Here is an 11,847-nt window from a genome sequence, read left to right as displayed (position 1 = left end):
AGGGTAGAGCAATGGAAAAAGTATTTATTGTCGCGGCCAAGCGTACTGCTATTGGTTCATTTGGCGGCGCACTCAAAAATGTGACAGCTGGAAATCTTGCAGCTGTAGCGATTAAAGCGGTATTGGAAGACAGCAAGGTAGACGGTCAGTGGGTTGACGAAGTTATCGTTGGTAATGTGATTGGCGCAGGACAAGGTATGAGTGTTGGTCGCCAGGCGGCTTTGTTTGCCGGTATCCCTGAAACGACGCCCGCTTATACGCTCAATATGGTCTGCGGCAGCGGTATGAAAACGGTGATGGATGCCGTGAGTCATATTCGTTCGGGCGATGGCGATATTATCGTCGCGGCGGGTGTGGAAGTGATGTCTCAAATTCCTTTTGCAGTGCCGAGTCAAGTTCGTGATGGCCACAAAATGGGCAACATGGCACTCACGGATTTGCTGATTAATGATGGTTTGACCGATGTCTTTAATCAATACCATATGGGTGTGACAGCGGAGAATGTTGCCAAGGAAGTTGGTATCACGCGCGAGCAACAAGATCAATATGCTCTGGGCAGTCAAATGAAAGCCGTTTCGGCGATTGAAGGCGGTCGTTTTACGGCAGAGATAACGCCAGTCGAAGTGAAAACGCGCCGAGAAACCTGGCAATTTGATACTGATGAATACCCTAAGGCAACGGCAACGCTAGAGAGCCTAGAAAAGTTACGACCAGCGTTTGATAGAGAAGGCTCGGTAACAGCCGGCAATGCTTCCGGTCTCAATGACGGTGCAAGCGCGATTATTGTCGCAAGTGAAACCGCCGTTAAAAAATACAACTTAACGCCGATTGCTGAAATTGTGAGTCATGCCCAAGCAGGCATTGACCCGAAGATTATGGGGCTAGGCCCAGTACCGGCGGTAACGAAAGCATTGAGCAAAGCGCAGTTAACCGTGAGTGATATTGATTGCTACGAATTGAATGAAGCGTTTGCGGCGCAGGCGCTCGGTGTCATTCATCGCTTAGCAGAAGATCACAATGTGCCTGTTAACAGCATCCTTGATAAAGCGAACCCAAATGGGGGAGCTATCGCCCTTGGCCACCCGCTTGGGGCTTCTGGTAATCGTATTCTCGTGTCACTGGTTCATGAGTTAAATCGAAGTGGCGGCCAGTATGGCGTTGCGTCTTTATGTGTTGGCGGAGGTATGGGTACCGCTGTCATCGTAAAATCAATCAAATGGAATTAATTTTAATCAATCCGGAGTGTTAGTCATGTATACAGATTTTTTTAAGAGCTTTAGCGATCAAACAGAAAAAACTCTAGAACCGTATGTGAAGTTCAATAAGCTTGTCACCAAGAATGTTGAAGTGCTTACCGAACTGCAGCTAAATGCTATCCGTACTTATAGCGAGATGGGTCTTACGCAAATGAAAGCGGTCGGTGATGTAAAAGATGTCACATCACTGACGGTATTTAATAGCCAACAGCTGAATGTTCTTTCAAAGCTCTCTCAGCAAATGACAAACGATAGCAACAAGCTCCAATCAATTGCACAAGAATTTAAAGATGATGTTGAGCAACTTACATCGGAAAACTTAAAGACAGTGACACCAGCTTAAGCACTGCCTACTTGCCGCCTTATTTTAGGCGGCTTTTTTCCGTTCATAGGAGTTGCAATATGTTTCAACACTTCTTTTCGGACTACCTTGTAAAGCTCCAAGAATCCAATCAAAAATGGTGGGAAGATCTCGAACTCAACAGGGCGTCTGTCAATACACCGCTGAATAAAGCGATGCAAGAACTCAATTTAGAAGATACAACGAAGTTATTTGAAAGTGCGGCGAATCAACCTACTGCAATGTTAGAAATTCAAACTAAGTGGTGGATGCAGCAATTAGAAATTTGGCAAAACGTCGCCTTAACGGATAGTCCGCAGGCGGTTATCGAAGCGGAAAAAGGCGATAAGCGATTTAGTGGGGACGCGTGGCGTGATGAAATTGTCTTCAATTTCATTAAGCAATCGTATCTGCTCTTTAGTAAGACCTATCTAGAAACCATTGAAAGTGTTGAAGGTCTTGATGAAAAGGCGAAAGAACGCCTAACTTTCTTCTCCAGACAAGCGCTCAATGCTCTTTCACCGAGCAATTACATTGCGACTAACCCTGAGCTATTTAAACTGACCATTGAGAAAAACGGTGAGAATTTACTCGCAGGGTTAGACCAGTTCAAGAGTGACATGGAATCAAGTGCCGACATTCTTAAAATAAGAATGACAAACAATAATGCATTCCGTATTGGTCATGATGTCGCGAATACGCAGGGCGATATTGTTTATCGAAATGATCTTTTTGAACTGATTCAATATAAACCATTGACCGAGCGAGTGAACGCGACGCCGCTTTTGATTGTTCCGCCGTTTGTTAATAAATACTACATTCTCGACTTGCGCGAGAAAAACTCGATGGTTCGCTGGTTGCTAGAGCAAGGCCATTGTGTCTTTATGATCTCTTGGCGCAATCCAAGCGAGAGCCAACGCGCGGTTGAGTTTGGTGACTATGTGACAGACGGCGTGGCCAAAGCGGTGACGGCGATTGAAGACATTACAGGGCAACATCAGATTAATGCCGCAGGTTATTGCATTGGTGGAACCGTGCTTGCGTCAACCATTGCTTATTACGCGGCTAAGCGAATGAAGAAACGCATTAAGAGTGCGAGCTTCTTCACGACCATTCTTGATTTCTCGCAGCCCGGTGAAGTTGGTGCGTATATCAACGAACCTGTGATCAATGCGATAGAGATGCAAAACAACGCTAAAGGCTATATGGATGGACGCTCGTTAAGTGTCACATTCAGTCTATTGCGTGAAAACAGCCTTTACTGGAATTACTACGTTGATAATTATTTGAAAGGCGTCAGCCCAGTCGATTTCGATTTGCTCTATTGGAACAGTGATAGCACTAACATTGCTGCACCTACGCATAACTTTATGCTTCGAGAGCTCTACCTAGAAAATAAACTGGTTGAAGAAAAAGGTGTGAAGATCGGCGGGGTTTGGATTGATTTAGATAAGATCAAAGTGCCGAGTTACTTCATCTCCGCGAAGGAAGATCATATTGCCCTGTGGCAAGGGACTTATCGTGGCGCGTTGGCGGTGGGCGGCAATAAAACCTTCGTTCTTGGAGAGTCTGGTCATATTGCGGGTATCGTCAATCATCCGGCAAAAAACAAATATGGCTTCTGGACGAATGACAACCTTGATGAAAGCGCAGATGAGTGGTTGGAGAATGCGCATCACCATGAAGGGTCATGGTGGAATCATTGGCATCAATGGCTACTGGGTTTTAATCCAGAAGAAAAAATTGAACCGTATACTCAAGGAAACGAACAATTTCCTATTATAGAAAAAGCGCCTGGTCTGTATGTAAAGCAGGTTTTGCCAGTCAAGCAAGAGGAAATGGCGTGATCGTGCGTTCATGACTCGACATTTCGATGAAAAGAGAAAAGAGACCTAGGTCTCTTTTTTTTGTTATTAGAAACCTTAGCGATTTTTCTCGCAAAAATTCGCGACGACTCGCTTATTCTGATTGGCATTGTGCCTCCAAACCGATTCTATATGGCCGCTGATGATTGCCCATTATCGCGATTCGCTGTGCTGAAATTGTTCAATTTTTCACATTTCATTGTTTTAGAGCGCATATTCGGCAGCGAATAGTAGCTTTGTTTTAGTTATCGCTTAATAGTACCTGTCTATATCGAACCATGAGCTATCACCAGATTGTCTAGGAATAGAAAGCTCAGTGTAATAAAGGAGTTATTTCGCTTGGTTTGTTTAAAGGATGTCGTTTGTTTTAAAAAAAGGGGCGCGATTGAAAACCGCTTCTCAAGGTTTCATCAGCTTTTACGATTTAGAGGCGTTTGTCGGTGGGTTGGCATTCTACTGAGTCCAGTCTTACTTTCAGGCTGCTTAGGGATGCCAGAGACGGTTAAGCCAGTTGATGATTTCGATATCAATCGCTATTTAGGCAAGTGGTATGAAATCGCCCGGCTCGATCATTCCTTCGAGGCAGGGTTAGAGCAGGTGTATGCCGAGTATGCCAAATTCCCTGAAGGTGGCATAAGTGTGACGAATAAAGGTTTTGACCCTGAAGAAAATGAATGGGTTGAAGCGAACGGTAAAGCTTTTTTCGTTAATCAGCAGGACCAGGGCTATTTGCAAGTCTCATTTTTCGGTCCTTTTTACGGCTCTTATGTCATATTCGAGTTGGATAAAGAAGGTTATCAGTACGCTTTCGTTAGCGGTCCAAACTACGATTATTTGTGGTTTTTGTCTCGCACCCCGGTTGTCCCTGAAAGTTTAAAAAAACAATTCCGCCAACAAGTTAAAGAATTAGGTTTTGATTCTGATGCGCTTATTTTTGTTAAGCAAGGGCAGTAGCCTTTGCTTAAACTTGCGAGAGTTCAAGAGAAGACCACTTTCAGCCTTATTGATGGGTGAGTTAATAAGGCTTGGGTGTTTTCACGTCAATATTCAAGGTTTCGAATGATTCAATATATGTAGAGTGGATTGCAAATCTGGTTGCATAACGCACAATTATGCAATTGATTCAGTATGCTTGCTGCCATGCCGTTTTAAAGATGAATATTTGAATATGGATGGATCCATGTGCAGCAAGTTATTGGGTGTCACGTTACTTACAACGGTCGGGTTGCTATCGGATAACCTTCAAGCAAAGCCGCTTTCCTGCCACCAGCACTTTAAACAACTGAGTCGTGTGATTGAAACCAATTATGCGGGTTATGCTGATCATGGTCGTGCGTGGATTACGGCGGAAGAAAGGAAGATATCGGAGAGGATTGAGTACGAACCAACATCCGATTGCTATTCACTCCTTTCAGATTGGTTAACCATTTTCAAAGATCCTCACCTAACCATTACGCAAGTGAAAGATCCGAATATGGACAACGGTCGGTTGTCTATTTCCGCTTCTCAACCCAATATTCGATGGCTGTCTGAGACGGTAGCCTATCTCGCGATTCCCAATTTTGAACTTTCGAACCGTTCGACGCTTTTATCATTGATTCAACGTCATGCCGAACCTCTGAAAAAGATGGAAGGTCTGATTGTGGATATAAGAGGTAATCAAGGGCAAAGCTTTATCGTGATGATGGAATTATTCCGTTTAATTGAAACTAACAATTATCAATCTCGATGGCATGTGTTGGCTTCTAAAGCGAATCGTTCCTACTACAAACGCTTACTCCAGCGATTTCAATATGACAATAAGCCCGAGCTTGAAAGCATGTACTCTAATTTAGTCGCGAAAATGGAGGCATACCCAAATACTTGGGTGGAATATCGTTGGCCCATCGCTCATCCAGATAACGCGTTACCCGATTTAAAATCTATCTATATTCTTACCGACAATGCTGTCGCCAATGCGGCAGAGGAATTTGTTATTGCGGCGAAAACGAATGATATGGTAACCGTCGTCGGTGCCCGCACTCGTGGTTCATTAGACTATGGAGAAGTCGTCACACATTCATTGGGCGACGATGACTATCATGTTTTTGTACCGAGTCAGAAGCGAGTTTGGTATCAGTATGGTCCAATAGATAATAAAGGCCTTTCACCAGATATTAGCGCGGATACGAATGGCGACCAAATCATTAATGACACCTACGATTTGATATTGTCTAAAAAAAAGTAGGGTCAGGTACGCGTTAATCCGCTGCTATTTTTTGTTTCTCTATGCTGACTTAGGATACTTTACATTAGCATTGTCTAAATTAGATTTGACTTAATATAAGTTGCAGGTCTATGCTTTGTCACTAACGAGGTCAATGTTCGAGCCTAATGTGCCTAATGTGCCTAATGTGGCCAATGCCACAATTAACGGGACCATAATTTGGGTTTCATGGCTTTATACCCGTCCAACTTGGAGTTGCAGTGGTGTTGACTGGCACCCTCAATCGCATGCGCGTTCGTTATCGCCATAAGGAGAGAATATGGATCAGTTGATACCTTGGTCATCATTGTTTGGCGGCATGCTACTTGGCGTAGCGGCGGTTTTATTACTGCTGTTTACAGGAAAGATAGCGGGGATCAGCGGCATTATTAATGGTGTCGTGATGCCAAAATCCGGAGAAACCCTCTGGCGAGTAGTCTTTTTGGTCGGAATGATGATCGGTGGGTTGGTCGCGATTGCCTACTTAGGCATTGATAACCCCGCAGACAGCCTCACAATAAATTCGACGAATCTCTGGGTTTACGCGATCGCAGGATTGTTGGTTGGGCTGGGGGCTTATCTCGGTAATGGTTGCACAAGTGGCCATGGCATCTGTGGTATTGGTCGTTTATCAAAACGTTCAATCGTCGCAACGGTGATATTTATGGCTATTGCAGGTATCACGGTTTTTATTCGTCTGCATATTCTTTAGCGAGGGTGATATGAATCAGCATCTCTCATTATTGGCTGCGTTAATCAGCGGTCTCGTATTTGGTCTTGGAATGGCGATATCAGGCATGATTGACCCCGCTAAGATTATCGCGTTTCTCGATGTCGCAGGAGATTGGGATCCGAGTTTAGCGTTTGTTATGGGTGGCGCACTGTTGGTGTTTTTGCCGAGTTACTTCTTTCTTATAAAGCCAAGAACGCATGCTTTGAATAACGAGCCTTACTGCTTACCGGTTAAGCAAGTGATCGACCGCAGACTTATTATCGGAGCGGCTATATTTGGACTTGGCTGGGGGATAGGGGGATTATGCCCAGGCCCTGCCGTGACGAGTCTGTTTTACGGTTCGCTTGCGATGCCTGTATTCATAACCACGATGGTCATTGGCGCATTGGGGGCAAAACGGTTGATTCGCGGCCGATGAAACGTTTATCAATGTTAACTCACCATCCGTTTATCGTCTTATTAGGTCGTAGAATGGTGAGCCGTTAGCCCACGCGGTTTCAAGGTGTCATTGAGCCGATGGTTATGGATAACGGGCAGTGATCACTGAGCTGATAGTTTAAGACATCGCTTGAGGTAAAGACATCTTGCGTGGCTTCATCGATAACAAAATGCTGACTGACAACGATATGATCAATCAATGAACGAAATTGATGGGTTTTCTTGGCATTATTCCGGTTGCGTACCACGCAATCAGCACTGACCTTGCGAGTGGAAAGTACGGCATGTGATTGTGAGGATAAGTCATGCCATAGCCAATCGTTGGGGTAGGCGAGGTTATGATTAAAGTCACCGGCGATGATATAGGCTTCGCCTTGTTCCTCGCGCGCCTTAATCCACGCATTTAATCCGTGGGCTTGTTGCTTTAACGTTTTGCATGCGTTGTTTGAACGGTATTGGCCACTGCAGCGAGCTTTTAAATGAATACTTAACAGGTGAACCGGTTCATTTTGCCAGTCTTCGAGAATGATGTAGCTGGCGAAACGCAGTTTGTTCTTAGTCTGCAATAAAGAAAAATCACTCGGGTCAGTGACCTTCAATCCTTTCTTAACGGCAAAACCCGTATATTGATTGATATCAGAGAACTGTAATGCGTGATGAGACGGTAGGCTTCTATCGGACAAAAATATCTCGTATTCCCCTCCAACGACGCTTTGGATGGCGGCTGCACTCGCGACTTCTTGAAAGGCGAGTATCGGCGCCTCAATTTTAGCGAAATATTCAGACATTTTGTAAAAATCAGCATTTGATCGCAATGATGGTTTGAATTGTCTATTTCCCTTGAGATCCAACCATTCCATGTTCCATGTCGAAATTTTGTTCTCTTGTTGTGCTAGTGTTGTTGGCGTATACAAAACCACTACATATAGAAAAATGAGACCTTTTAAGGCGCATTTCATCACAATCTCCTTATTGAGTTTAGCCAAACCGTTGTCAGATAAGTCTTCGCAAAAAATCAAGTTTAATTACCGAAAAAATGCAATTTTCACTGTTTTCTTTGCATCTGAGATCTCTATCGTTAAGATCGATTTGTTCTTGTTCTTCACCTCAGTTTTATTGATCTAAATCAATACTTTTAAGTCGTGGTTTGAGTCTAATACGCCACAACATGTAGTGTCAGTCGAATAATAATTAGCCCTATATAGTGTATTTGTGGATAACTCTGTGAGTATATTGGGTAAGGAGATAAAGTGAAACCAATCGTAATCAAGCGTGACGGCTCTAGAGCGCCGTTTAGCCGAGATCGTATCCAAGCTGCCGTAGAAGCTGCAGCTGATCAGGTTGATAACGAAATCGCCATCCATGCTTTAAATGTAGCATTAGCGGTTGAACTGCAGCTTAAAGATCACGATGAAGTTCATATCACTGAAATCCAGACCCTAGTTGAGAACGAATTAATGCAAGGACCATTTAAGTCTTTGGCTCGTTCTTATATCGAGTATCGCCACGATCGTGATATTGCTCGTGAAAAGCAAAGCACCCTCACACGTGAAATCGAAGGTTTGATCGAAGAAAGTAACGTTGATCTTATTAACGAGAATGCGAACAAAGACGGCAAAGTAATCCCAACTCAACGTGATTTACTGGCTGGTATTGTGGCTAAGCACTACGCAAAAACACACATTTTGCCGCGTGATATCGTTCAAGCTCACGAAGAAGGCGACATTCACTACCACGATCTCGACTACGCACCATTTTTCCCAATGTTCAACTGTATGCTTATCGATTTAAAGGGCATGCTAACACATGGCTTTAAAATGGGTAATGCTGAGATTGATACACCAAAGTCAATTTCTACCGCGACGGCAGTGACCGCTCAAATCATTGCGCAAGTAGCCAGCCACATTTACGGTGGCACGACCATCAACCGTATTGATGAAGTGCTGGCACCTTATGTGATGGCAAGTTACGAAAAACACCTTCTTACTGCAAAAGAGTGGGATATTCACACGCCAGAAGCTTTTGCTATCTCACGCACAGAGAAAGAGTGTTATGACGCATTCCAATCATTAGAGTATGAAGTCAACACCCTGCATACCGCGAATGGCCAAACGCCATTTGTTACTTTCGGTTTTGGTTTGGGTACCAGTTGGGAATCGCGTTTAATTCAACAATCGATTCTTAAAAACCGCATTGCGGGTTTGGGTAAGAACCGTAAAACAGCGGTATTCCCTAAGCTAGTGTTTGCCATTAAAGATGGCCTAAACCACAAAGCGGAAGATCCAAGCTACGACATCAAGCAACTTGCGCTTGAGTGTGCGTCAAAACGCATGTACCCAGATATTCTTAACTACGACAAGATCGTAGAAGTGACTGGATCATTTAAAACCCCAATGGGTTGCCGTAGTTTCTTAAACCCATACGAAGAAAACGGTGAACTGATTCACGAAGGCCGTAACAACCTAGGTGTGGTGAGCTTGAACTTACCTCGCATCGCGTTGCGTTCAAATGGTGATGAAAAAGCGTTCTACCAATTGCTTGATGAAAAGCTGGATATCGCTCGTCGTGCACTTGAGACTCGTATTTCTCGTTTAGAAAACGTAAAAGCACGTGTTGCGCCAATCCTTTATATGGAAGGTGCTTGTGGCGTTCGTTTGAAAGCTGACGATTCGATTGCCGATATCTTCAAAAACGGTCGTGCTTCGATTTCTCTGGGTTACATTGGTATCCATGAAACGATCAATGCATTGTTCGGTACTGAACAGCATGTTTATGATAGTGAAGAGTTGCGTCAAAAAGCACTAGACTTGGTTAGCTATCTTAAGAAAAACGTGGAGCAATGGACCGAAGAAACCGGTTATGCATTTAGCCTATACGGTACGCCAAGTGAGAACTTGTGCAGCCGATTCTGCCGTATCGACACGAAAGAATTCGGTGTGGTTGAAGGTGTAACACACAAAGGTTACTACACGAACAGCTTCCATTTGGATGTTGAAAAGACAGTGAATCCTTACGACAAGATCGATTTTGAAATGCCTTACCCGCATATCTCGACGGGCGGATTCATTTGTTACGGCGAGTTCCCGAACATGCAACGCAACATCGAAGCATTGGAAAACGTGTGGGATTACAGTTACAGCCGTGTGCCTTACTACGGAACGAACACCCCAATTGATGAGTGTTACGAGTGTGGCTATACCGGTGAATTTGAATGTACCAGTAAAGGCTTTACTTGTCCGAGTTGTGGTAACCACGATTCAAGCAAAGTGTCGGTAACGCGTCGCGTATGTGGTTATCTTGGTAGCCCAGATGCACGTCCGTTTAACTTTGGTAAACAAGAAGAAGTTAAACGCCGCGTTAAGCATCTATAAGAAAGAAGCACTGCTTACTATTTAAATTGATATCAGCTCGTTTTGGCGAGCTGTTTTTTTTGCTGAATGACTATGAACTATCATCAATACTACCCAATCGACGTTATTAATGGCCCTGGCACACGATGTACTCTGTTCGTTTCTGGCTGTGTTCATCAATGCAAAGGGTGCTATAACCAATCAACGTTGCGCCTAGATAGCGGTCACGAGTTCACGCAAGCGCTGGAAGATCAAATCATCGCAGATTTGAATGATACCCGTATCAAGCGAAAAGGCTTATCGCTTTCCGGTGGTGATCCTCTGCACCCTGCGAATGTGCCATCGGTACTTAAGTTAGTGCAGCGCGTACGTAGTGAATGTCCTGGAAAGGATATTTGGCTTTGGAGCGGTTATACATTGGCGGAATTGAGTGTTGAGCAGCGAGCGGTCGTTGAATTGATCGACGTGATGGTGGATGGGAAATTTGAGCAAGAAAAGAAAGATTTGAACTTAGAATGGCGAGGCAGTTCAAACCAAGTGATACATCGATTCAAAATATAGAAAAAGGCAGCGAATTCGCTGCTTTTTTTATATCTAGATCTTATTGATAAGTTTTCAAGTAATGTCGCAAAATTTTAAAAAACCAATTTCATCAGTTACTTACGCATGATAATTTGACGGTGTGTGATGTGGTACATCGTCAATAATGTGGAATGCTACGGTATGGAATATGAAGTATGTACGTTAAGTGATAGACCCGATTTAGTGGATGACGTCGCGAGTCTAGACAATCACTCGTGGCCTGAATTTTTACAACACAGCGACACTGAAAATTGGCACCACCTCTACACTGAGTTGAGTGACTGGACGCTGATGTTGCTTTCTGGCGAGAAAGTGATTGGCGTTGTCTTTGCCGTTCCTGTGAAATGGAGTGGCGGTATCACGAGTTTACCTGAAAGCATCGCGGACGTCGTGGCACAAGGCTTAGCGTTACACCGCCGTGGCGCGCCTGCCAATACTTTAATCCCAATTGCTGCGCTGGTGGACCCGAGTGTTCAGGGCAAAGGTTTAAGTTCTAAATTATTATTAGAAATAAAAGCGTTAGCAAAACGACGTGGTTTAACATCGTTAGTCGTTCCGGTCCGTCCTATCTATAAGTCAAAATACCCAATCCAATCAATTCAAAGTTACGCCAGTTGGTTGAGTCACGATGGTTTCTATTATGATCCATGGTTACGTGTACATCAAAAATTGGGCGCAAAAGCCATCCATATCGCCAATTGCACGTTAACGGTGAAAGGGACTCTGGCTCAGTGGGCGAAATGGACCCGCATGATTTTCCCTCATTCCGGGCAATATGTGGTACCCGGTGCACTAACCACCATTGATGTCGACAAAGCGAATGATTGCGGAATATACCGTGAACCCAATGTTTGGATGAAGCATCCGATGGAGGATTAAGCCTAAATTTGGCGTTGTTAATGCACTTCGATAGGTTCAAGCGTGTAATTTTCTGGTTATCATTGTTATTACAAGGTGATTTTTTATTTTAGCTTGGTTTAATTGTCGTAATTTTAAAAAAGTAGTGATAACTTGAAAGTCATCTACTAACGTTGAATT

11 protein-coding genes are annotated in these 11,847 nt (G+C 43.9%); 10 read left to right on the top strand and 1 reads right to left on the bottom strand.

Annotated elements, in window-relative coordinates; translation table 11 throughout:
• The first annotated feature begins 11 nt into the window (after window positions 1–11).
• The 7 genes from OJ16_RS14005 to OJ16_RS13970 all read left to right on the top strand — a co-directional run bounded on the left by OJ16_RS14005 (window position 12) and on the right by OJ16_RS13970 (window position 6,857).
• Window positions 12–1,226: an acetyl-CoA C-acetyltransferase gene (locus tag OJ16_RS14005; RefSeq protein ID WP_040991881.1), complete on the top strand. Its 1,215-nt coding sequence runs from the start codon at window positions 12–14 to the stop codon at window positions 1,224–1,226.
• Between the two features lie 25 nt (window positions 1,227–1,251).
• A complete protein-coding gene (locus OJ16_RS14000; RefSeq protein ID WP_040991880.1) occupies window positions 1,252–1,599 on the top strand; it encodes a phasin family protein in 348 nt (115 codons plus the stop codon).
• 59 nt (window positions 1,600–1,658) lie between these two features.
• Window positions 1,659–3,443 (top strand): class I poly(R)-hydroxyalkanoic acid synthase, encoded by a 1,785-nt coding sequence (phaC, locus tag OJ16_RS13995; RefSeq protein WP_040991879.1) that lies wholly within the window; start codon window positions 1,659–1,661, stop codon window positions 3,441–3,443.
• 507 nt (window positions 3,444–3,950) lie between these two features.
• Window positions 3,951–4,415 (top strand): lipocalin family protein, encoded by a 465-nt coding sequence (locus OJ16_RS13985; protein ID WP_052810336.1) that lies wholly within the window; start codon window positions 3,951–3,953, stop codon window positions 4,413–4,415.
• Window positions 4,416–4,641: 226 nt separating this feature from the next.
• Window positions 4,642–5,688: a S41 family peptidase gene (locus OJ16_RS13980; protein ID WP_040991877.1), complete on the top strand. Its 1,047-nt coding sequence runs from the start codon at window positions 4,642–4,644 to the stop codon at window positions 5,686–5,688.
• A 298-nt stretch (window positions 5,689–5,986) separates the two neighbouring features.
• A complete protein-coding gene (locus OJ16_RS13975; RefSeq protein WP_040991876.1) occupies window positions 5,987–6,418 on the top strand; it encodes a YeeE/YedE family protein in 432 nt (143 codons plus the stop codon).
• Window positions 6,419–6,428: 10 nt separating this feature from the next.
• Entirely contained in the window at window positions 6,429–6,857 is a 429-nt protein-coding gene (locus OJ16_RS13970; protein ID WP_040991875.1) for a YeeE/YedE family protein, read from the top strand.
• Window positions 6,858–6,936: 79 nt separating this feature from the next.
• On the opposite strand, the gene OJ16_RS13965 is transcribed toward OJ16_RS13970, so the two are convergent.
• On the bottom strand, window positions 6,937–7,836 hold the full coding sequence (locus tag OJ16_RS13965; protein ID WP_040991874.1) for an endonuclease/exonuclease/phosphatase family protein: 900 nt from the start codon (window positions 7,834–7,836) through the stop codon (window positions 6,937–6,939).
• Between the two features lie 291 nt (window positions 7,837–8,127).
• On the opposite strand from OJ16_RS13965, the gene nrdD reads away from it, so the two are divergent.
• The 3 genes from nrdD to OJ16_RS13950 all read left to right on the top strand — a co-directional run bounded on the left by nrdD (window position 8,128) and on the right by OJ16_RS13950 (window position 11,688).
• A complete protein-coding gene (gene nrdD / locus OJ16_RS13960) occupies window positions 8,128–10,248 on the top strand; it encodes an anaerobic ribonucleoside-triphosphate reductase (RefSeq protein WP_040991873.1) in 2,121 nt (706 codons plus the stop codon).
• Between the two features lie 72 nt (window positions 10,249–10,320).
• Window positions 10,321–10,788, top strand: a complete 468-nt coding sequence (nrdG, locus tag OJ16_RS13955; protein WP_040991872.1) for an anaerobic ribonucleoside-triphosphate reductase-activating protein — start codon at window positions 10,321–10,323, stop codon at window positions 10,786–10,788.
• Window positions 10,789–10,914: 126 nt separating this feature from the next.
• The gene (locus OJ16_RS13950) at window positions 10,915–11,688 is read left to right on the top strand and encodes a GNAT family N-acetyltransferase (protein WP_236688423.1); all 774 of its coding nucleotides are present in this window, start codon (window positions 10,915–10,917) and stop codon (window positions 11,686–11,688) included.
• Window positions 11,689–11,847: the final 159 nt, after the last annotated feature.

It is taken from the genome of Vibrio renipiscarius (genome assembly GCF_000827885.1).
Taxonomy (GTDB): domain Bacteria; phylum Pseudomonadota; class Gammaproteobacteria; order Enterobacterales; family Vibrionaceae; genus Vibrio; species Vibrio renipiscarius.
Note: the sequence above shows the minus strand (reverse complement) of the source record. Positions and strands in the feature narration are given on the sequence as shown.

What these genes read in the sequence shown, in the direction of transcription:
- nrdG (WP_040991872.1), top strand. Translation starts at nt 10,321, where the DNA reads ATGAACTATCATCAATACTACCCAATCGACGTTATTAATGGCCCTGGC.
- OJ16_RS13965 (WP_040991874.1), bottom strand. Translation starts at nt 7,836, where the DNA reads ATGAAATGCGCCTTAAAAGGTCTCATTTTTCTATATGTAGTGGTTTTG.
- phaC (WP_040991879.1), top strand. Translation starts at nt 1,659, where the DNA reads ATGTTTCAACACTTCTTTTCGGACTACCTTGTAAAGCTCCAAGAATCC.
- OJ16_RS13970 (WP_040991875.1), top strand. Translation starts at nt 6,429, where the DNA reads ATGAATCAGCATCTCTCATTATTGGCTGCGTTAATCAGCGGTCTCGTA.
- OJ16_RS13985 (WP_052810336.1), top strand. Translation starts at nt 3,951, where the DNA reads ATGCCAGAGACGGTTAAGCCAGTTGATGATTTCGATATCAATCGCTAT.
- OJ16_RS14005 (WP_040991881.1), top strand. Translation starts at nt 12, where the DNA reads ATGGAAAAAGTATTTATTGTCGCGGCCAAGCGTACTGCTATTGGTTCA.
- OJ16_RS13950 (WP_236688423.1), top strand. Translation starts at nt 10,915, where the DNA reads ATGTGGTACATCGTCAATAATGTGGAATGCTACGGTATGGAATATGAA.
- OJ16_RS14000 (WP_040991880.1), top strand. Translation starts at nt 1,252, where the DNA reads ATGTATACAGATTTTTTTAAGAGCTTTAGCGATCAAACAGAAAAAACT.
- OJ16_RS13980 (WP_040991877.1), top strand. Translation starts at nt 4,642, where the DNA reads ATGTGCAGCAAGTTATTGGGTGTCACGTTACTTACAACGGTCGGGTTG.
- OJ16_RS13975 (WP_040991876.1), top strand. Translation starts at nt 5,987, where the DNA reads ATGGATCAGTTGATACCTTGGTCATCATTGTTTGGCGGCATGCTACTT.